This window comes from Loktanella atrilutea, assembly GCF_900128995.1.
Taxonomy (GTDB): Bacteria; Pseudomonadota; Alphaproteobacteria; order Rhodobacterales; family Rhodobacteraceae; genus Loktanella; species Loktanella atrilutea.
In genome coordinates this window covers 333987-355396 of sequence record NZ_FQUE01000001.1, presented here as the reverse complement: position 1 = coordinate 355396, position 21410 = coordinate 333987, and the positions used below count along the sequence as shown (strand labels likewise).

Sequence of the window (21410 nt, the reverse complement as noted above, 5' to 3'; positions counted from 1 at the left end):
CTTTACGTCAGCTATGATGTGGTGCGGGCATGAAGATCGTGACCCGCACCCATGCACCTAAAGACTGGCTTGCACAGATCTTCACGGCCAAGGCCGTCGCTCAGGGAGGTGTAATCCGGCGCAAGGCCGATTGGGTCGCTCAGGAGGTCGGTCGCGATCGGTTCGAGGCGGAAGTGCGACGCCGCGGCTTTCACCTCATCGAAACGGGTGCCGATCTCGTGGTGATCTGCCACTCTGGCGCGATCCGGGTCCTGTTCTAGTCAAATTTTCTAGAAAATTTGGAGTCTCCGATTTTTCTAGAAAAATCGGCTACCCCCGCGCTTCCTGCGCAAGCACCCGCAGGGCTTTCGCGAGCACTGCCACATCGCCGCCGACGCCAAGGAATGCGACGCCCATCCTGCGATACTTCGCGATTCGCTCCGGGTTGAAGGTCAGCACGCCCGCAAACTTGCCTGCCGCCTGCGTCCGCGCGATGATGTGATCGATGGCGGCGTCGACCTCCGGGTGCTCCAGCTGACCGACGAATCCCATGTCGGCCGACAGGTCGGCCGGGCCGACAAAGACGCCGTCGACGCCGTCGACCGCGGCAATCGCATCGATGTTGTCCAGGGCGGCGCGGCTCTCGGCCTGCACGATCAGGCAGGCGTTGGCGTTGGCCTGATGCGCGTAGCTTGTCATCGCGCCGAAGCGCGACGCCCGCGCCATTGCCGCCCCCATGCCGCGCGTCCCGTCCGGTGGATAGCGCATGGCCCGCGCCATCCGGGTGGCGGTATCGGCATCGTGCACGAGGGGGACCAGCACGGCATGGGCGCCCATGTCCAGCGCCTGCTTGACCATCCAGTCCTCGGCTGCCGGTATCCGGATCACCGCCGGCGTCGGCGTCGCGGCCAGTGCCTGCAGCAGCGGCAGCATGTCCGGCAGGCTCTGCGGGCTGTGTTCTCCGTCGATCAGGCACCAGTCGAACCCGGCCTGCCCGGCCAGTTCCGCCAGCAGGGACGACGCGCTGGACAGCCACAGGCCGGTCAGCACCTCGCCGGATTGCAGGCGGGTCTTGAGGGTGTTCTCGGGCAGGTCCATGGGTCAGTCCTTCATGTGCGGTCGAGCGCGAAGCATGCCTGCCACGGCCCCAGATGCAGCCAGCCGTCCTCTCCGATCGTGGCGCTGCCCAACTCCTGACCGACCGAGCGCCAGTGCCCTTCGGGCATCCGGAAGCTGCTGGGACTGTTGGACACGTTGAACACGCAGAACAGCTTTTCGGCCGTGGTCTCTCTCGTGAAGTAGATCACGTCGCCGTCGGATTTCAAACCGTCGTGCGCGCCGGTGCGCAGCGCCGGGTGCGTGTGACGGAAGGCGATGGCCTTGCGGTAGTGGTGCAGCACCGCGCCCGGGTCCGCCTCTTGCACCGATACCGCCAGATCGCGGTGCGCGTTGCCGATCGGCAGCCACGTCCGGGGGGCCGTCGAGAACCCCGCGTTCTGCGCCCCGGCATCCCAGACCATCGGTGTCCGGCAGCCATCGCGGCCCTTGAACTCCGGCCAGAACTCGATGCCGTAGGGATCCTGCAGGTCCGCGAAGCGCAGCTCCGCCTCGGGCAGTCCCAGTTCCTCGCCCTGGTAGAGGCAGACCGACCCCCGCAGGGCCATGATCAGCGTGACGAACATCCGCTGCGCCCCGGTCGACAGGTTCCAGCGGCTGGTATGGCGCATCACGTCATGGTTGGAAAACGCCCAGCAGGCCCAGCCGTCGGCCGCCAGCCGGTCGACATCCTGCATCACCTCGACGATGCGGGCGGCGGTGGGCTGGGTGTCGGACAGGAACTCGAAGGCATAGCACATCTGCATCAGGTCATCGCCGCGGGTGTACTCGCCCATGATCTCCAGCCCGCGCTGCGCATCGCCCACCTCGCCCACGGCGGCGGCGCCGTAGGGCTGCATGACGGCGCGCAGCTTGCGCAGGAAGTCGAGGTTCTCGGGCCGGTTCTTGTCGTAGACATGCTCTTGATGGTTGTAGGGGTTGACGGCGGGCGCGATGGTGGCATTGCGCCGCTCCTTCGGAAGCGCGGGATTGTCGCGCAGCTCTGCATCGCAGGTGTAGAAGTTGATGGTGTCCAGCCGGAACCCGTCGACACCGCGGTGCAGCCAGAAGGTGGCGACATCCAGCAGGGCATCCTGCACGTCCATGTTGTGAAAGTTCAGGTCCGGCTGGCTGGCGAGGAAGTTGTGCTGGTAATACTGCTCGCGCCGGGGCGACCACCGCCAGCCGCTGCCGCCGAAGATCGACAGCCAGTTGTTGGGCGGCGTGCCGTCCGGCTTGGGATCGGCCCAGACATACCAGTCGGCCCGAGGATTGGTGCGGTCCTCGCGGCTTTCCTTGAACCAGGGGTGCTGGTCGCTGGTATGGCTCAGCACGAGGTCGATCATCACCTGGATGCCGAAGCGATGCGCCGTTTCGACCACCGCATCGAAATCCGCAATCGTGCCGAACATCGGGTCGACATCGCAATAGTCGCTGACGTCATAGCCGAAATCCTTCATCGGCGAGGTGAAGAACGGCGAGATCCAGATCGCGTCGACACCCAGAGACGTGATATAGGGAATCCGCCCGACGATCCCCAGAAGGTCGCCGACACCGTCGCCGTTGCTGTCCTGAAAACTGCGCGGATAGATCTGATAGATCACGGCGCCGCGCCACCAGTCAGGGTTGGCGACGTTGTCGATCTTGGCTGGCGTCATGGGGGCGTCCTTGGTCTGCGCGCTTTGTCTTCTGCTAGCAACGCCCACCTGCGAACACAACGGGCCGAAGGTCGGCGGTCTTGTCATTCTCCGGCCCGTGCGCGACTGATAGGGACGTGACCGGCCGGAGGACCTCATGAAACTGACCCGCAGCGACTTTCCGCAGGGCTTCCTGTTCGGCGCCGCTACCGCGGCCTACCAGATCGAGGGGTCGTCTTTCGGCGGCTGCGGTCCGACGCACTGGGACACCTTCGCCAAGGGGCCGGAAAATGTCGTGCGGGCAGAGGACGGGGCCGTCGCCTGCGACCACTACCACCGGTGGGAGGGCGACCTCGACCTGCTGCGCGACGCCGGCATGGATGCCTACCGTTTCTCGACCAGCTGGGCGCGCGTTCTGCCCGAAGGGCGGGGTCAGGTGAATCAGGAGGGGCTCGATTTCTACGACCGCCTCGTCGACGGCTGCCTGGCCCGTGGGCTCAGACCGTTCCAGACCCTCTACCACTGGGAGATGCCGTCCGCGCTGGCCGATCTGGGCGGCTGGACGAACCCGGACGTCGCCGACTGGATGGCCGACTACGCCGAGGTCATCACGAACCGCATCGGCGACCGGGTCCATTCCATCGCCACCCTGAACGAAAGCTGGTGCGTCGCCTATCTGTCTCACTTCCTTGGCCACCACGCCCCCGGCCTGCGCGATATCCGCGCCGCGGCCCGCGCGATGCATCACGTCAACAAGGCCCACGGCCGCACGATGACCCGCCTGCGGGACCTCGGCATGCAGAATTGCGGCATCGTCCTGAACTTCGAGGCGACTGAACCCGCCACCGACAGCGCCGCCGACCGGGCCGCCGCCGTGACGCAGGATGCGACCCACAACCGCTGGTTCATCGAGGCGATCACCAAAGGCACCTACCCGGAGGAGGCGCTGCAGGGCTTCGGGCCCCACCTGCCGCGGGGCTGGCAGGACGACATGGCAGAGATCGCCCAGCCGATCGATTTCCTCGGCGTGAACTACTACACCCGCGGGCTTGTCGCCGCCGATCCGGAGGCGACGTGGCCCGGCACGCGGCCCGTCACAGGGCCGCTCGACAAGACCCAGATGGGTTGGGAAGTCTACCCGGAGGGGCTGAAGCGGACCCTGACACGGATGGCGCAGGACTACGTGGGCGACCTGCCGGTCTTCGTCACCGAAAACGGCATGGCCTGGCCCGATGCGGTCGGCACCGACGACGAGGCGCGCATCGCCTTCATCGATGCGCACATGGGTGCGATGCACGACGCCATCGCCGCTGGCGTGAACCTGCAGGGCTTCTTCTACTGGTCGTTGCTCGACAATTACGAATGGGCCTTCGGTTACGAGAAGCGGTTCGGCCTCGTCCACGTGGATTTCGAAACGCTGGACCGGACGCCGAAAGCCTCCTATCACGCGCTGAAGTCCGCCATCGCCCCGCGAAAGAACGTCCCATGACCCTGCCGCCCGCCAATTCCTACAATCTGGTCGCCGATATCGGCGGAACGAACACGCGGATCGCTTTGGCAGAGGCGCGGCGCGTGCTGCCGGACACCGTGCGGCGCTACCAGAATGCCGACTTCCCCGGCCTCGAAAGCGTGATCCGCCAGTTCGAGGCGGATTCCGGCGGCCTCGACCCTCATGCCGCCTGCGTCGCGGTGGCGGGACCGGTGCGCGACGGACGCGCCACGATGACCAACCTCGACTGGGTCATCGACAAGGACACCCTGGCCCGCGCGACGCGGTCCGAGACCGTGGCGATCCTGAACGACCTGCAGGCGCAGGGGCATGCACTGGGCTTCCTCGATCCCGCGAATGTGCTGCCGATCCTTGACGGGATCGCCGGCGGCGCCCATGCCGCCAAGCTGGTGATCGGCGTCGGCACCGGTTTCAACGCGGCCCCGGTGTTCGAGACGGATGCCGGCCGCCTCGTGACGCCGTCCGAGAGCGGCCACGCCAACCTCCCGATCCGCACGGAGCAGGAGCTTCGCCTGTGCCGCTACGTGTCGAACGCGCACGGGTTCCCGGCGGTCGAGGACGTGCTGTCGGGGCGCGGGCTGGAACGGGTCTATGCCTTTCTTGGGCAAGAGGCTGGCGATCCGCGCGAGGAGCGCGCCCATATGATCATGGCGGCCCTTGCCGACGGGCGCGATCCCCGGGCGGTCGACGCGGTGCAGATCTTTACCCGGATCCTCGGCACCGTCGCCGGAAACCTGTCGCTGATCCAGCTGCCCTTCGGCGGCGTCTTCCTTGTGGGTGGCGTAGCCCGCGCCATCGCCCCCTACCTTTCGCAATTCGGCTTCGGCGAAGCCTTCCGCGACAAGGGCCGCTTCGCAGGGTTCATGGGCAACTTCAGCGTGTCGGTGGTCGAGGACGACTACGCCGCCCTGACCGGGTCCGCCGCACACCTCATGGCCCTGTCCGCTGCCGACTGAACGATTTGGTTCGGGGGGCGGAGGGGTGGATCGACGCACAGCTTGGCCGATCAAGTCCCCGCGCTCATGCAAGATCAGCCTCAGGATGAAATTCAGAACCATTGTCACGGCTCGTTCAGGATTAGGCCAAGACCGATGGTCTTCGGGTCATGGCGTCGACCTTTCTAGGTATCCGGCGAAAAAATCTGCTCAGCGCGATGAGTCCTGCTGCTGCTTTTGTCGATGGCAGTCATGGGCTCACCGTTCCCGGCAAATGCCAGACGTTGCGCCAAACGCATTATCTTTGCCACAGGGCGCTGACAGCGGCCAGCATGGTTGCCCGGCCAACGCCTTACTTCAAATCACCTTGCCGTTCGAACCGACCGTCACCTTACAGGCCGGTCACCAAAGCCGATTGTCGCTGCGAAGTCTGCCCTCCATGCTCAAACGCACCGGAACGGCGGCCCCTCCGCCCAACGCATTGGCCGCCCCGTGCTAGTGCGTGGTGACTGCCATTGGCCCGTGTCGGTTACATCAATTGATCTTGAACCGTATTCGTCAATTCGTTCAGAGAGAACGGTTTGGGCAGGAATACGGCATTCGGAATGCGCTCGTTCTCGTCGGTGAAGGCGTCCTCTGAATAGCCCGACACGAAGACGACCTTCGTCGTGGGACGGTCCGCCAGCGCCTCTCGCACCCATGTCGGGCCGTCCTTTCCGGGCATGATTACGTCCGTCACGAAGATGTCGACCTGAAGATCCGGGTCCGACAGCAGCGCAAGGGCCCCTTCCGCGCAGTCCGCCTCCAGCACGGTGTATCCGCGCAGACGCAAAGCGCGCGAGGCAAAGGCACGGACCGGCGCTTCGTCCTCGACCAGCAGAACCACGCCGTCGCCGTGCCGGGCCAGCGCCGCATGCGGCGGCGGTGCCAGCAATGGCGAATCGGTGACCGGCAAGGAATGGCTGGGGAAGAGCAACTCGAATTCCGTGCCGACGCCCACCTCGGAGTTGGCGAAGATATAACCCCCGGTCTGCTTCACGATGCCGTAGACCGTCGACAGGCCAAGGCCCGTCCCCTCGCCCGGGCGTTTCGTCGTCCAGAACGGCTCGAAGATCTTGTGCAATCTGTCGGCAGGGATGCCGCAGCCTTCGTCCACCACGCGGACGACGACGTAGTCGCCGGCCGGCACCGTCACCCGGTCCCGGTCCAGCGGTTTTGAAAGGATGCGGTTTTCGGTCTTGATCACGATCTCGCCCCCCTGGGGCATCGCATCGCGGGCATTCACGACGAGGTTCATCATCACCTGTTCCAGCTGCCGCTTGTCGGCCTTGATCGCCGCGAGGTCCTGATCGTGGTCCAGCACCAGCGACACCTTTTCCCCCACGAGGCGATTTAACAGGTGCGTCAGGTCTGACAGTGTATCGCGCAGGTCGATCCGCTCCGGCTGCAGGTTCTGCTTGCGCGAGAAGGCCAGCAACTGGCCCACGAGGCTCGCCGCACGGTTGGCGTTCTGGTGAATCTGGATCAGGTCGCCGTAATCCTGATCCCCCTGGTCGTGCCGCAGCAGCAGCAGGTCGCAATGGCCGGAAATCGCCGTCAGCAGGTTGTTGAAATCGTGCGCCACACCGCCGGCCAGCTGGCCGATGGCCTGCATCTTCTGGCTCTGGACGAATTGCGCTTCCAGCGTCTTCAGTTCCGTCACGTCGTTCAGGACGGCGATCAGGTGCCGTCCGTCGGCCCCGTCCGCGGTGTTCAGCGTGACTTGCACGAAGATCTCCTGACGCTCGCCGCGACCGCGCAGGAACTGGCTGACATGGCCGCCGTGGCCGTTCAAAGCCTCACGAACCCAGTCGGTGATCGGCCGCCCCAGACCGTCCAGCACGTCCTGCACCCGCTTGTCCTGTCCTTCGGTCAGGCCAAGCAGGCTGCGCGACTCGCGGTTGGAGGCGGTGATCTGGCCGTCCTCGGTGATCTTCAGCAGCGGGACCGGCAGATCCTCGATCGCGTTCCACCCCGCGGACAGCACCGGCGTGGTGCTTTTGCCCGTCGGGCCCGGGGGGAAGATATAGACCTCCCGTCGGCCCGCCGCACCTTCGACGACGCCAAGCAGAACGGTCTGCTGGCCGTCCACGGTCCGGATCTGTCGGGTCTGTCCGCTGCACAGGGCATCGGGGCCGAAGATGTCCGACAGTGATTTCGGCCGCGCGCCCAGCAGCTTGCGGAACGCCTCGTTCAGATAGAGGATCGCATCCGTCGATCCGGCGGTCAGCATCGGCAGGGTCAGCAGGTCGGCCGCGCGTCCGGTGGACCGCCCTGCCTTGCCCAGATCGTCAAGACGCCAGAGCTGCCGGTCATCGCCCAGATGCACAAGGGACATGCGGAACTGCCCCGACCGGGTAATAATGTCCTCTCGTGCGGAACCGGTCGCCGCGGCGCGGTTCTGCAGGCGAAAAAGCACGGCCTCGGGGTTGGCGAGGATTCGGCTGAAGGCAGAGGCCAGATGCCCGTCGGATATGGCACCGAAGCGTTCCAGCGCAACGGGGTTGGCATAGATGATGTCGCCGTCGACATCGGTCAGATAGGCCGCGTCCGCATCGTGCAACAGCAGCGCCGCGATCGCGTCCTCCGCCGGGGCGGAGGGGGTTCGCCCGCCGCCGGGACGGTCCTGCCCCACGCCGCCGCGGCGGCCGTGTCGCAGCCGTTCCACGCAGGCCAGCAACAGCATCGTCGCGGCCGCGGCGGCCGCTACGGTGGGCACCACATTCCCCCGCCCCAGCAGTGCCATCAGTCCCAGCCCCGCGGTCGCCGCCAACAACACCCAGAAAAGCGCCGGTGGCCGCGAGGCCAAGTTCAATCCACCATCGCGCACGTTCCGTTCACCCCGACCCCGATCTCAACGAGAGGTTGCAGCCTAGGCCGGCGCAGGTCAACAAAAGGTTAAGGAAATGACGCCCGAAGATGTTTCAGGACCGACGCAGGACCGACATCTGGAACCCGTCGTGATCGGCGGTCGGCGAAAGCAATAGGCGGTCGACCCGGCTCCACCCGGCGTGGCCGGACAGAAACGACGCCACAATCGCCTCGTTCTCTTCCAAAAGGACGGAGCAGGTTGCATAGGCCAGCAACCCGCCCGGCCGCGTCAGGGTCGCGGCGGTTGCCAGAATATCAGCCTGCATCGTGTTCAAATCGCTCAACCTTTCCGGTGTCAGCCGCCATTTCGCGTCGGGTGTCCGGCGCCATGTTCCGCTGCCGGAACAGGGGGCGTCGCATAGCACCAGATCGAAAGGGGCGGCCTTGGCCACTTCGGCTGTCGCAAGCGTCTTGATCGTGGCGCCGGCGCGCGCGGCGCGGGGAGCAATATCCGCCATGCGGCGCGGGTCGATGTCGTGGGCCCAGACCGGGCCGCCAAGACGATCGGCGAGGGCCAGCGCCTTGCCACCGCCGCCGGCGCAATAGTCGAGGATACGCTGCCCCGGGTCCACCGGCAGCCGGGCGACCGCGATCTGAGAAGCGGCGTCCTGCACCTCCACCTGACCGTCAAGATAGGCGGCGCTGGCGGCAACGCGACGGGGATTGTCCGTCACCTGCAGGGCCGTGTCGGCGAAGGGGTGCGGCTGGGTCGTCACGGCTTCGGCCAGCAGGCTGGCCTGCGCGGCGGCCCGGCTGATGCGCGACAGGTTGACCCGCAGAAAGACCGGCGCCCGCTGCAGCTGCAGCTGCGCCAGTTCCATCGCGCGATCGCCCAGCGCCCTCTGCCACAAGGGCCACAGCCAGTCCGGCAGGTCCGCCATCGCCGCCTCGTTCGTCGGCGGGTGTGCGACCTCGGTCTCCTCTGGGGTCAGCGCCTGCGGCGCGTGGCCGCCGCTGCCGAAGACGGTCAGCGGGTCGGGTCCGTCGCGCCGCAACAGGCCCAGAACCAGCGCGCGGCCTGTATCTCCACCACCCAGCGCAGCCAGCGACCGGCGGGCGCGCAGCACGTCGTAGACGTGATCGCGCAGCGCCGCCCGGTCGCCCGAGCCGGCAAAGCGATGCGTCCGCGCCCAGTGCGTCAACGCCCGTTCCGCGGGCGTGCCGGCAATCACGTCGTCAAGGACGTCGATCGCCGCGGCCAGTCGTGCGGCCGGGGTCACGATCGACCATCAAGTTGAAGGACGGCGCGTAGAAGTTTGATATTGCTATCCAATCCGGTAGTTCGGGCTTTCGCGCGTGATCTGCACGTCGTGGACATGGCTTTCACGCAGGCCGGCGCCGGTGATCTTCACGAAGGTGCAGTTGCGCCGCATTTCGGGAACCGTGGCGCAGCCTGTGTAGCCCATCGCCGCGCGCAGGCCGCCCACCAGCTGGTGCACCACCGCAGAGGCACTCCCCTTGTAGGGCACCTGCCCCTCGATCCCCTCCGGCACCAGCTTGTCGCTGGCGGCATCCTTCTGGAAATAGCGGTCGGCGGACCCGCGGGCCATGGCGCCGAGCGATCCCATGCCACGGTAGGACTTGAACGACCGTCCCTGATAGAGGATGACCTCGCCCGGGCTTTCGTCCGTGCCAGCGATCATGCTGCCGACCATGGCGCAGGACGCGCCCGCCGCGATCGCCTTGGCAAAATCGCCGGAGAACTTGATGCCGCCATCGGCGATGACGGGCACGTCGCCCGCCGCCTGCGCGCAGTCCATCACGGCGGTCAGCTGCGGCACGCCGACGCCGGCGACCATCCGCGTCGTGCAGATCGACCCCGGCCCGATGCCGACCTTGACCGCGTCCGCCCCCGCCCCGATCAGGGCTTTCGTCGCCTCTCCCGTGGCGACGTTGCCGGCGACGACCTGCACCTCGTTCGACAGGGCCTTGACCCGTTCGACGGCGCGGGCGACGCCTTCGGAATGGCCGTGGGCCGTGTCGACGACGATCAGGTCGACGCCCGCCTCGATCAGCGCCTGGCTGCGCTCGAAACCGGCATCGCCGACCCCGGTCGCAGCGCCGACCCGCAGGCGACCCAGATGATCCTTGCAGGCCATCGGGTTCAGCACCGCCTGTTCGCTGTCCTTCAAGGTCAGCAGGCCGGTCAGCTTGCCCGTGCCGTCGGTGATCAGCAGCTTCTCGATCCGGCGGGCCTGCATCAGGCTCCGCGCCTCGTCCAGATCGGCGGGTTCGTGCAGCATTGCGAGGTTGTCGGAAGTCATCATCACGCTGACCGGCGTGTTGTCGTCGGTGGCAAAGCGCATGTCGCGGTTGGTGACGATGCCGACCACCAGACCCTTTTCGTTGACGACCGGAAAGCCGGTGACGCGATAGCGTTCCATCAGCACGCGGGCGTCGGCCAGCGTCTGGTCGGGCGTCAGCGTCACCGGGTTGTAGACGGTGCCCGAGATGAAGCGTTTGACCTGCCGGATCTCCTTGGCCTGCGCCGCGATGTCGAGGTTCTTGTGCACGATCCCCATGCCGCCGGCCTGTGCCATGGCGATGGCCATGCGCCCTTCGGTCACCGTGTCCATCGCACTGGACAGCAGCGGGATGTTCATGGCGATGGATTTCGTCACATGGGTGCGGGTATCTGCCGTGCTGGGCAGGACGGCGCTTGCTCCGGGTACGAGCAGGACGTCGTCAAAGGTCAATGCCTCGCGAATCTCCATCACGGTCTTCTCCTGATGTGGTCACTTGGCACTGCGCTATCGCATGGAACGGCGGTGGGCAAAAGGCCGAAACGCCGCGGTCGGAATGGTCGGCCGTGCGTCCGGTGCCGCGCTTCTGTGCGGTCCCGCACCGGCGGCGCCGCTTGCGTCAGCGCACGGAACACCGCAGAAGACGGTATGAAGCCCGCCCCCACCATCACGCCACCGCCCCTGCGCAGGTCCCTGCCCCGGCTGATCCTGCGGCTGGCGGTGATCGGCCTGATGGTCTGGGCCGGCCTTGCGCTTTTCGACTGGCTGCAGGGCCATATCGCGGATCTGGAGGACGCGGCCCGGTCGCGCATGATGACGACCCTCGTGATCGCAGCCATCGTGGCCTATGCCACGATCATCGCCATCCCGTTCGTCCCCGCGATCGAGATCGCGATCGCCCTGATGGTGATGGAGGGGCCGATCATGGCCCCCTTCGTCTGGATCGCCACCGTGCTGGGGCTGCTGCTGGCCTATGTCGTGGGGCGAAAGGTCTCTCTGGACTGGCTGCACGGCATGTTTCGCGACCTGCATCTGCTGCGCGCCTGCGAGATGGTCTACCGCATCAAGACCGAACCGCCGGAAAACCGCCTCGCCAGCCTGTCCGACCGCCTGCCGCGCTGGCTGGCGCCGCTGGCGACGCGCTATCGCTATGCCATGCTGGCGGTCCTGCTGAATGTGCCCGGAAACGTGGCACTTGGCGGCGGCGGCGGTATCCTGATGCTGGCGGGGATCAGCCGCCTGTTCGCCCCCGGCTGGACGCTGCTGACGGTCTGCCTTGCCACCGCGCCGGTGCCGCTGGCGGTCTGGTTCATGGGCGCCGACGTCCTGAAGTGACGCAGGTCGCGCATCCCATGCCGCAACCGCCCTTTCACCCCCCGCCGAAATCGCTAGGTTGCGCCTGAATTGACCGAAAGCATCCCCATGACCGACCCCCTCGTGATCTTCACCCCCTCCGGCAAGCGCGGGCATTTCCCGGTTGGCACGCCGATCCTGACCGCCGCGCGGCAGCTGGGCGTCGATCTGGACTCGGTCTGCGGCGGGCGCGGCATCTGTTCCAAGTGTCAGGTCAGCCCGTCCTTCGGCGAATTCCCCAAGCACGGCGTCACGGTGCGCGACGATGCGCTGTCGCCCTGGAACAGTGTCGAGCAGCGCTACGACGACATCCGCGGCCTTCCCAAGGGGCGGCGTCTGGGCTGTCAGGCGACGGTGCAGGGCGACATCGTGGTCGACGTACCGCCTGAAAGCCAGGTCCACCGGCAGGTCGTGCGCAAGGCGGCCTCTGCCCGCGACATCATCATGGACCCGGCGACGAAGCTTTACTTCGTGCATGTGCAGGAACCCGACATGCACGAACCCTCCGGCGATTTGGAACGCCTTGCCGCCGCGCTGAAGGCGGAATGGCAGATCGACGACCTGCACGCCCCGCTGCCGGTGCTGCGCAAGCTGCAGAAGGCCCTGCGCAAGGGCAACTGGGAGGTGACGGTCGCCCTGCACCGCGGATCGCTCGACGACCGACACAAGCTGATCGACATCTGGCCGGGCTTCCACGAAGGGCGGATCTACGGCCTTGCCATCGACCTCGGCTCCACCACCATCGCCGCCCATCTCTGCGACCTGCGCAACGGCACGGTCAAGGCCAGCGCCGGGGTGATGAACCCCCAGATCCGCTTTGGCGAGGATCTGATGAGCCGCGTCAGCTATGCCATGATGAACCCCGGCGGAGAGGTCGAGATGACCGCCGCCGTCCGGCAGGCGATCAACGCCTTGACGGTCGAGATCGCGGCAGAGGCCGGGATCGAACCCGCTCAGATCCTCGAAGCCGTCTTCGTCTGCAATCCGGTGATGCACCACCTGCTGCTTGGAATCGACCCGGTGGAGCTTGGTCAGGCCCCCTTCGCCCTCGCGACCTCCGACGCGATGGCGCTGTCGGCAGAGGCGCTGGAGCTGACCGCGATGAACGCTGCGGCACAGGTCTTCATCCTGCCCTGCATCGCGGGTCACGTTGGCGCGGATGCCGCCGCCGTCGCCCTGTCCGAGGAGCCGGGCAAGTCCGAGGACCTCGTCCTGATCGTCGACGTCGGCACGAATGCAGAGATCCTGCTGGGCGACAAGACCCGGGTGCTGGCCTGCTCCTCCCCCACCGGGCCGGCCTTCGAGGGCGCGCAGATCAGCTCGGGCCAGCGCGCCGCCCCCGGCGCCATCGAGAGGGTGGAGATCGATCCGGTCACGAAGGACGCCCGCTTCAAGATCATCGGCAGCGACCTTTGGTCCGATGATCCCGCTTTCGGCACGCCGCAGATCACCGGCATCTGCGGGTCGGGGATTATCGAGGCGGTGGCGGAAATGCGCATGGCGGGCATCGTCGATGCCAAGGGGCTGATCGGTTCTGCCGAACAGACCGGTACCCCGCGCGCCGTCGAGACGGGCCGCACCCACGCCTATGTCCTGCACGACGGCACCGCGACAGGCGGGCCGCTGATCACCGTGACGCAGGGCGACATCCGCGCCATCCAGCTGGCGAAGTCGGCCCTCTACGCCGGGGCGCGGCTGCTGATGGACGAGATGGGCGTCGATCACGTGGACCGGATCACGCTGGCGGGGGCATTCGGCGCGCATATCAGCCCCAAGCACGCGATGGTGCTGGGCATGATCCCCGACGCGCCACTTGACAAGGTGACCTCTGCCGGCAACGCGGCAGGCACCGGGGCGCGCATCGCGCTCTGCTCCGTCGACGCGCGTCGCACGATTGCGCAGACGGTGCGGCAGATCACCAAGGTCGAAACCGCCATCGCGCCGAAGTTCCAGGAACATTTCGTCAACGCCAACGCGATCCCTCACGCCACCGATCCGTTCCCGCACCTCTCGGCCGTCGTGACGCTGCCGCAGGTCAGCTTCAACCTTGGCGGCGGCGGCAGTGTCGATGCGGACGGCCGGCGGCGCAGGCGCGCCCGCACGACGGACTAGGCCGGGCGATCCGGGCGAATCGCGGCGCCGGCCCGGTATCCTGGGCGGCGCCGTGACGACCCGACGCCGCGGCCGGCCTCCTGCTCAATACGCACAATCCTTCTCTCTTTTCGGACGCCTCCGGGCGTTCCCCCTTTTTTACCGGGTCTTGCCCGTAATTCGCATTTCTCGAAAAACTGCAGCAAATCCGTGCTTTAGCTGCTACTTAACAGCCTCGGCCACTTCTGATCCCGCCACAGATCAGGAGATTGTCCATGCCATCCCTCAAGACCGTCCTGCGCAGCCTCACCCTCGCCGCGGGCTTTGCCGCCGCCCTTGGCGCCGCTCCCGCCGCGGCCCAGCAGACCCTCGTCGTCGGTAACGACCGCGGCGGCCTGGTCGGCCAGCGCGCCCTTCAGATCGAGCAGTTGAAGCGCGCCGGCCGGCGGGTCGAAATCCGCGGCAGCGTCTGCTATTCGTCCTGCACGATGTACCTTGGCGCGGGCAATGTCTGCGTCGATCCACGCACCTCTTTCGGGTTCCACGGCCCCAGCCGCAGCGGCCGCCCCCTGCCCGCCGACCAGTTCGACAAGTGGTCGCGCATCATGGCGCGTTACTACAGCCCGCAACTGCAGCAATGGTTCATGTCGCAGGCCCGCTACAGCATCACGACCCTGACGCAGGTGTCCGGCCGCCAGCTGATCGCGATGGGCTACCCGACCTGCTGAGGGCGCCAGCTCAGGCGACCGTCCGGTCCAGCGCCACCGTGCGTCGCCAGCGGGTCGCCCGGTCCTCGATCCGCTGCATGATGCCGTATTCGATGCCCAGCATCACGACGATGAAGGCCAGCGCATAGGCCATGACGAAGGGCACCTCGAACAGCTGGAAGTACAGGTGGATCTGGAACCCGATCCCGTCGGGCCGCCCCAGGAACTCGACCACCAGCACCAGCTTCCAGATGATGGCGAGGCCGTTGCGCGCCGCCGCCGACAGATAGGGTGCCAGCTGCGGGACCACGACGTGCCGCAGCCGGTCCATCCGCGACAGGCCGAAGACCTGCGCCATCTCCTTCAGCGGGCGGTCCAGCGCGCGCGCGCCTTCGCGCACCGTCACGATCACGGTCGCCGTCTTGTTGAAGCTGACGGCGACGATGGCCGCCGTCTCGTTCAGCCCGATCCAGAGATAGCACATCACGATCACCACCAGTGCCGGAATGTTCAGCGCCACGACGACCCACGGGTCGAGCCAGCGGTTCAGGCGCGGCATCGTGCCAAGCATCACCCCCAGCACGACCCCAAGCGCCATCGAGATGCCGAAGGCCAGCGCCACCCGCACCAGCGTCGGCACCAGATGATGCAGCAACTTGCCGTTCAGGGCCTCGGCCGCCATGATCGCGCCGACACGGCCCGGCCCCGGAAAGGTGCGCGGCGTGTCGATCGCCCCCGCGGCCACGCCCCAGAGCGCAATGAGCGCCAGCAACGATGCCACCGTGATCGCCGTCGATGTCAGCCGTGGATGCAAGGCCCGCTCTCCTGTCGCCATGGTCGGCCCTGCCCCTCCCAGGTCAAAGCCGCAGCCTGACGTGCACAATCATCTGCCACCGAATGCCGCAGGCCAACGACTGGCCGCCCGCCGCGCCCCTGAAACAGTCCGTCCCATGCGACACTTCAAGACCGCCGCGCCCCGTCGCACTTCGTCCCAAAGGGGCGCGGTGCCCCCCGTTCACCTGGCCAGATAAACTCCCGGGGGACTCCGGCACGGACGGGGTGCTGGCCCACCTTCGCCCTCCCCGCCGGCCCGCCACAGGGGAACGCCGAACCCGCGGGCTACTCCTTCGACCCGATCAGGCGCTTGACCCAGCCCTTCTTCTCCTCCGCCGGGGCGTCGGGTGCGGGGGCGTCGCCGGCCTCCCCACCCTCGACCACCCGCTTGAAGTCGTCGAAAAACTGGTCCGCCATCTTGCGTGCAAAGCCGTCGATGACCCGGCTGCCCAGCTGGGCCATCTTGCCGCCGACCTTGGCGTTCACGTCGTAGGACAGCAGCGTGCCATCACCTTGCGGCGTCAGCACCACATCCGCCCCGCCGGACGCAAAGCCCGCGGGGCCGCCCTTGCCGGCGCCGGTGATCGTCAGGCTGTGCGGCGGCGTCATGTCGGTCAGTGTGACCTCCCCCTTGAAGGTGGCCTTCACTGGGCCGACCTTCTGCACCACGACAGCCTCGAACCCGTCCTCGGGATTGCCCGACATCTCGGTGCAGCCGGGAACGCACTGCCGCAATACATCGGCGTCCAGCAGTGCGGCCCAGACGGCCTCTGGCGGGGCGTCGATCGCGCGTTCGTCCTTGAGTTCCATGTCCTCTCCTCCTGTTCTGTCAGCGCCGGCAAGCCCGGGCCCTGATCGTCAACCGCAGGACCACGGTAGCGACCGGCGCCGTGGTCCGCCAGCAGATCGAGTGCCCTTCGCCGGATCGCGGCGACAGGTTCTGATCAGGCCGCGGCATGGACATCGGCTGTGACCGTCGCGGGGCGGCCCGACAGCGTCAGGGTCCGCGTCGCCAAGCGGCGGGCCTCGGCGGCGTCATGGGTGACAAGGATGCCCGCCATGTTGCGACGGGCACGCAGATCGGCGAAAAGGCCCATCATCTCCTCCGCCGCTGCCGCGTCGAGGGACACGAAGGGTTCGTCCAGAAGCATCAGGTCCGGATCGCAGGCAAAGGCACGGGCCAGCGCCAACCGCCGCTGCTGCCCGAGCGAAAGCTGGTCCGGAAACCGGTCAGCGCAAGCGCCGAGGCCGACCTCCGTCAGCGCCGCAAGGGCCGTGTCGGGCGACACCTTCGCCGCGATCTCGACATTCCGCTGCGCGGTGCGCCAGCGCAGCAGGGTCGGTTCCTGAAAGACGAAGGCCATCCGCCCAGCGATTTCGCGGGTGCCGCGGGCCGGATAGACTCCCGCCACGATGCGCAGCAGCGTCGACTTGCCGATGCCGGACGGGCCGGTCAGGGCCAGCGTCTCGCCCCGGTCTACCGTCAGGGTCAAGGGCCCCAGCACCGGAACGTCGCCGAAGGAGAATCCCGGCAGGTGAAGGTGGACGACGCTCATTCCGGGGGTGTGTAGAACAGGCCGTCCGGCAGCGCCGTGACATCGCCGACGAGGTCGTTGCCGCCAAGCTCTGCCATGACCTTCAGCATCCGGTCCGCCGCCGCGAGGTCCACGGCACCCGCCGCGGGCGTGCCCGCGTTGAACCCCTCCTGCAAGGCCATGAACTGCGCGTCGTCGTCGACCCGCATGCGGTCGCGCAGCCGGTCCCAGGCGGCGGGGTCGCTGGCCAGCTTCGCCTTGGCCGCGGCACTGGCCCGGGCCATGCCCGCCACGACGTCCGGATGGTCGCGCAGCATCTCGCCGCGGATGACGTAGCCCAGCAAGGGCGTGGCGGGGTCAAGGCCAAGGGCCGCGGCCGCATCGTCGACCGAGATCAGCTCTCGCATCCCCGCCGCCTTCATCTTGGCGAGGAAGTGCCAGAAGTTGATGGCGCCATCGACCTCGCCCGTCGTGGCGGCGTTCATGATCAAGGGCGGCGCGCCGAAGACCTGCTCGGTCTCTGCCGCCAGATCGAACCCGTATTCCTGCTGTGCATAGGCACGCAGGATGATCCAGCTCTTGTCCAGCTGGCCGCCCGCGATGCCGATGGTCTTGCCCTTCATGTCCGCCAGCGTCTGCGCCGGACTGTCGGCGGGCACCAGCATCCCGCCCACGGCGCGGCTGTAGGGGATGAAGACGTATTCCTGCCCGGCGGCGCGCTGCCGCGCGACCCAGATCCAGTCGCTGACGATCATGTCGACGGCGCCGCCCTGAAAGGCGATCTGCGCCGCATCCCCGCCCGCCATGCCCTGCACGTCGAGGGTAAAGCCGTTGTCGGTGTCGAACCCGTAGTGGCTGATCGTGTCGAGCTCCCAGTTCACGGTGCCCGATTCCTGCACGGCGGCGCGCAGCGTCACCTCCTGCGCCGCGGCACCGCTGGCCTGCAGCAGCAGGGCTGCGGTGATCGCCTTCAGAAACGTCATGATCGTCCTCCCTCGCCTGCCCCGAGCCTACAGGCCGCACGGCATCTGGGCACCCAGACTAAAGGCGCAGGCCGATCTTGTCGATCAGGTGGCGACCACGCATCGGCCCGCGGACTTTACCCGGCGCGCAAAATTCCGGCACATGCCAAAATTCTGCGCCGCGCCGCATTCAAAGACGCCGCCTGTCCCAAAGTCATCTTGACCAATCACGGATTGGTCGCTCCTCTCGGTGGCAGGGGAAGGCGGATCGCAACGCGGCCCCTTGCCGAAAATCATCATGAAAGGCCGCAGGTTATGTCAGGTCAAATCACCGAAGCCGACATCGCCGCGGCCGAGCGGATGCTGGGCCTTGCCTATACCGCGCAGGAGCGGGCGCAGATGGTCGGCAACCTCGACGGCCAGCGCGATCTGGCCGTCGCCCGCCGTGCCGTGACGCTGGACAACGCCACGCCCACCGCCACGCGCTTCGATCCGCGCCTGCCGGGGTTCGCCATGCCGCACGGGCTGGACGCCCTGCACCTGTCGCCGGTGACGGCCCCCCTGCCCGACGATCCCGAGGATATCGCCTTCGCGCCGCTGACCCACCTGTCGCAATGGGTGCGGACCCGGCAGATCAGCAGCCGTGCGCTGACCGACCTCTACCTCGACCGGATCGACGCCCTGAATCCACGGCTGGAGTGCTACGCCACGGTCACCGCCGACCTTGCCCGGGCCGAGGCGGATGCGATGGACAGCCTGACCGCGGCCGGAGTGTGGCTGGGGCCGCTGCACGGCATCCCCTACGGGCTGAAGGACCTGTTCGACACGCAGGGCATCACGACCGGCTGGGGGGCGGAGCCGTTCCAGAACCGCGTGCCCGATGCCGACGCCACGGTGACGCGCAAGCTGCGGTCGGCAGGGGCGGTGCTGCTGGGCAAGACGACGCTGGGGGCGCTGGCCTACAATGATCTGTGGTACGGCGGCTGGACCCGCAACCCCTGGAACCTGAACGAGGGCTCCTCCGGCTCCTCCGCCGGGTCCGCATCGGCCACCGCGGCGGGGCTATGCGGGTTTTCCATCGGAACTGAAACGCTGGGCTCGATCACCTCGCCTTCGCAGCGCTGCGGCACCACCGGCCTGCGGCCGACCTATGGCCGGGTCAGCCGGGCGGGCGGCATGGCGCTGTGCTGGTCGCTGGACAAGGTCGGGCCGATTTGCCGCGGCGTCGAGGATACAGCCATGGTGCTGGCCGCGCTCAACGGCGGCGATGCCGCCGACCGCGGGTCCATTGCGGCCCCCTTCCACTTCGACGCGCAGGCCAGCATCGATGGCATGACGCTGGGATACCTTCCCGCCGCCTTCGAGGAAGGCGCAACGGACGTCGACCACGCCGCCCTCGCCGCCGCCCGCGACCTTGGCATCACGGTGAAGGAGGTCACGCTGGAGGATCTGCCCTATGCCTCGCTGATGACGATCCTCTATGCCGAGGCCGCCGCCGCCTTCGAAGAGCTGACGCTGACGGACGCCGACGACACCCTGCGCTGGCAGGACGAGGGGGCCTGGCCCAACACGATGCGCAAGGCGCGCTTTCTGTCCGCCGTCGATCACGTCCAGACCGATCGCCTGCGGTATCGCGTGATGCAGGCGTTGGGGGACACGATGGGACAGGTCGACGCGCTGATCGGGCCGTTCCAGACCGGGCCGATGCTGGTCGCCTCGAACTTCACCGGCCACCCCTGCCTGCATCTGCGCGCAGGATTTTCCGACGTCGCCACCCGCTCGCCCGCGTCCCTTGGCAGCGGCAAGCTGACGACCGGAGAGGCCGTGGGCGAAGCCACCTTCACCGTGCCGCAGGGGATCTCGCTCTGGGGGCAGCTGTTCGACGAGGGGCCACTCCTGAGCCTCGGCATGGCACTGGAGGCGAAACTGGATGTCGCCCACCGCCGCCCGACCTTTCCGACATGACACCAAGACCCGGTCAACCGGGCTGATCCCACGGGCCACCGCGCCCCCGACATGGAGAGACGATGATGAAACGCAGAACATTCCTCGGCAGCACGACCGCACTGTTCGGCACGACGCTTTTCACCGGTGCGATGCCGCTGGTCGCCACCGCGCAGACCGAACCCGTCACCGGCGGCACCCTGATCTGGGGTCATTCCGAGACGACCCAGAACCTCGACATGCACCAGACCGGCACCGCCTCGACCGGGCGGGTACTGCAGAACGTCCACAATTCCATCGTCACCGTGGACAAGGACCTGAAGGTCATCCCGATGCTGGCCGAAAGCTTCGAACAAAGCGACGACGGGCTGACCTATTCTTTCAAGCTCCGCCCCGGCGTGAAATTCCACGACGGGTCCGAGATGACCGCCGAGGACGTGAAATACAGTTTCGAGCGCTGCGCCGACCCGGCGACGGGGGCCGTGAACTTCGAGGTCTTCAACGCCGTCGACACGATCGAGACGCCGGACGACATGACCGTGATCGTCAAGCTGAAGAGCGTCAACGCGCCCTTCCTATCGCGGCTGGCGGAAAACGGCGCGGGTGTCGTCATGCCCGCAGGCTCCGGCGACGTGCAGGGCGAGACGCCGATCGGTTGTGGCCCTTTCAGGTTCGTCAGCCGCGAGTTCGGCAACAAGGTGGAACTGGCCCGCTTCGACGACTACTGGGACGGCCCCGCCTACCTCGACGGCGTGACTGCGCGCGAAATCCCCGAACCCACCGTGCGCCTGACCGGCCTGCGGACGGGCGAGCTGCACATGATCAACGACATCCCCGCCGACCGCACGCAAGAGATCGAGGACGACGCGTCCCTGCAGGTGGTCAAGTGGTTCCCGCTGAACTGGGACTTCGTGAACCTGAACCACACCTTCGAGCCGTTCCAGAACCCGGACGTGCGCCGCGCCTTCGACATGATCATCGACAAGGAGGCGTTGCTGGAAGGCGCGCTCTGGGGACAGGGGCAGACCACCGCCTCGCCCAGCTATCCGACCTCGGCCAGCTACGACGACGCGCTGACCCAGCGCGCGCAGGACATCGCCGCGGCCAAGCAGATGCTGGCGGATGCAGGCTACCCCGAAGGATCGCTGAACATCGTCTTCAAGGCGACGACCAACTATCCCTACCACATCGAATCCGCGCAGATCCTCGTCGAATGGTTCCGCGAAGCGGGCGTGACCCTGACCATCGAGCAGCTGACATGGGCCGACTGGCTGTCCCAATGCTGGGTCGACAAGGACTACCAGATGACGATGATGAACTTCTTCACGTTGTGGGAGCCGGATTTCCTGTATTACAGCCTGTGGAACAGCACCGGAGCCTTCAACTATCGCGGCATCAGCGACCCCGAGATCGACCGCATGACCGAAGAGGCGCGGACCACCGTCGATCCGGCGGCCCGGGCCGAGATCTACAAGGCCGTGCAGCAGCAGATCTTCGATCAGGCGCATGACATCATCCTGTGGTTCCGCAACGGCAGCATCGGCGCGCAGCCGGGTGTCGGAGGCCTTGATACGGTCGTCCATCCGAACGGGTCGAACTTCAACTTCCACAAGGTCTGGCTGCAGGCCTGATCCCGCCCCGGGCGGCACCCCCGCCGCCCGGTCCCCTTCCCCAG

17 protein-coding genes are annotated in these 21410 nt (G+C 67.1%); 8 read left to right on the top strand and 9 right to left on the bottom strand.

Annotated elements, in window-relative coordinates; translation table 11 throughout:
- Positions 1-29: 29 nt before the first annotated feature.
- A complete protein-coding gene (locus BUA54_RS01675) occupies positions 30-260 on the top strand; it encodes an N-(5'-phosphoribosyl)anthranilate isomerase (protein ID WP_072855467.1) in 231 nt (76 codons plus the stop codon).
- A 49-nt stretch (positions 261-309) separates the two neighbouring features.
- Here BUA54_RS01675 and BUA54_RS01670 read toward each other — a convergent pair whose 3' ends face one another.
- Positions 310-1077 carry an HpcH/HpaI aldolase family protein gene (locus BUA54_RS01670; RefSeq protein WP_072855466.1) on the bottom strand — a complete coding sequence of 256 codons (768 nt, stop codon included), beginning with the start codon at positions 1075-1077 and terminating at the stop codon, positions 310-312.
- A gap of 11 nt (positions 1078-1088) precedes the next feature.
- The gene (locus BUA54_RS01665; RefSeq protein ID WP_072855465.1) at positions 1089-2732 is read right to left on the bottom strand and encodes an alpha-amylase family glycosyl hydrolase; all 1644 of its coding nucleotides are present in this window, start codon (positions 2730-2732) and stop codon (positions 1089-1091) included.
- 136 nt (positions 2733-2868) lie between these two features.
- On the opposite strand from BUA54_RS01665, the gene BUA54_RS01660 reads away from it, so the two are divergent.
- Positions 2869-4200: a GH1 family beta-glucosidase gene (locus BUA54_RS01660; protein WP_072855464.1), complete on the top strand. Its 1332-nt coding sequence runs from the start codon at positions 2869-2871 to the stop codon at positions 4198-4200.
- On the top strand, positions 4197-5177 hold the full coding sequence (locus tag BUA54_RS01655; protein WP_072855463.1) for a glucokinase: 981 nt from the start codon (positions 4197-4199) through the stop codon (positions 5175-5177). Before BUA54_RS01660 ends, BUA54_RS01655 begins: the two co-directional genes overlap by 4 nt.
- Positions 5178-5685: 508 nt before the next feature.
- Here BUA54_RS01655 and BUA54_RS01650 read toward each other — a convergent pair.
- The 3 genes from BUA54_RS01650 to guaB all read right to left on the bottom strand — a co-directional run bounded on the left by BUA54_RS01650 (position 5686) and on the right by guaB (position 10780).
- On the bottom strand, positions 5686-7941 hold the full coding sequence (locus BUA54_RS01650; RefSeq protein ID WP_084114104.1) for a hybrid sensor histidine kinase/response regulator: 2256 nt from the start codon (positions 7939-7941) through the stop codon (positions 5686-5688).
- A gap of 178 nt (positions 7942-8119) precedes the next feature.
- Positions 8120-9286 (bottom strand): RsmB/NOP family class I SAM-dependent RNA methyltransferase, encoded by a 1167-nt coding sequence (locus tag BUA54_RS01645; RefSeq protein WP_072855461.1) that lies wholly within the window; start codon positions 9284-9286, stop codon positions 8120-8122.
- A gap of 45 nt (positions 9287-9331) precedes the next feature.
- Positions 9332-10780 (bottom strand): IMP dehydrogenase, encoded by a 1449-nt coding sequence (gene guaB / locus BUA54_RS01640; RefSeq protein ID WP_072855460.1) that lies wholly within the window; start codon positions 10778-10780, stop codon positions 9332-9334.
- Between the two features lie 177 nt (positions 10781-10957).
- Here guaB and BUA54_RS01635 point away from each other — a divergent pair, with 177 nt between their 5' ends.
- The 3 genes from BUA54_RS01635 to BUA54_RS01625 all read left to right on the top strand — a co-directional run bounded on the left by BUA54_RS01635 (position 10958) and on the right by BUA54_RS01625 (position 14481).
- Positions 10958-11644 carry a hypothetical protein gene (locus tag BUA54_RS01635; RefSeq protein WP_072855459.1) on the top strand — a complete coding sequence of 229 codons (687 nt, stop codon included), beginning with the start codon at positions 10958-10960 and terminating at the stop codon, positions 11642-11644.
- Between the two features lie 87 nt (positions 11645-11731).
- A complete protein-coding gene (locus BUA54_RS01630; protein ID WP_072855458.1) occupies positions 11732-13774 on the top strand; it encodes an ASKHA domain-containing protein in 2043 nt (680 codons plus the stop codon).
- Positions 13775-14028: 254 nt separating this feature from the next.
- Positions 14029-14481: a hypothetical protein gene (locus BUA54_RS01625; RefSeq protein ID WP_072855457.1), complete on the top strand. Its 453-nt coding sequence runs from the start codon at positions 14029-14031 to the stop codon at positions 14479-14481.
- A gap of 10 nt (positions 14482-14491) precedes the next feature.
- On the opposite strand, the gene BUA54_RS01620 is transcribed toward BUA54_RS01625, so the two are convergent.
- From BUA54_RS01620 to BUA54_RS01605, 4 genes are all read right to left on the bottom strand, one after another.
- Positions 14492-15295 carry an ABC transporter permease gene (locus BUA54_RS01620; protein ID WP_072855456.1) on the bottom strand — a complete coding sequence of 268 codons (804 nt, stop codon included), beginning with the start codon at positions 15293-15295 and terminating at the stop codon, positions 14492-14494.
- A gap of 284 nt (positions 15296-15579) precedes the next feature.
- On the bottom strand, positions 15580-16104 hold the full coding sequence (locus tag BUA54_RS01615) for an SRPBCC family protein (protein ID WP_072855455.1): 525 nt from the start codon (positions 16102-16104) through the stop codon (positions 15580-15582).
- A gap of 134 nt (positions 16105-16238) precedes the next feature.
- The gene (locus BUA54_RS01610) at positions 16239-16850 is read right to left on the bottom strand and encodes an ABC transporter ATP-binding protein (protein WP_072855454.1); all 612 of its coding nucleotides are present in this window, start codon (positions 16848-16850) and stop codon (positions 16239-16241) included.
- The gene (locus tag BUA54_RS01605; RefSeq protein ID WP_072855453.1) at positions 16847-17812 is read right to left on the bottom strand and encodes an ABC transporter substrate-binding protein; all 966 of its coding nucleotides are present in this window, start codon (positions 17810-17812) and stop codon (positions 16847-16849) included. The genes BUA54_RS01610 and BUA54_RS01605 overlap by 4 nt, the downstream gene beginning before the upstream one ends.
- 294 nt (positions 17813-18106) lie before the next feature.
- On the opposite strand from BUA54_RS01605, the gene BUA54_RS01600 reads away from it, so the two are divergent.
- Together BUA54_RS01600 and BUA54_RS01595 are read left to right on the top strand one after the other, a co-directional pair.
- Positions 18107-19756, top strand: a complete 1650-nt coding sequence (locus BUA54_RS01600) for an amidase (protein WP_072855452.1) — start codon at positions 18107-18109, stop codon at positions 19754-19756.
- 62 nt (positions 19757-19818) lie between these two features.
- Positions 19819-21366 (top strand): ABC transporter substrate-binding protein, encoded by a 1548-nt coding sequence (locus BUA54_RS01595; protein ID WP_072855451.1) that lies wholly within the window; start codon positions 19819-19821, stop codon positions 21364-21366.
- The last annotated feature ends 44 nt before the right edge of the window (positions 21367-21410 follow it).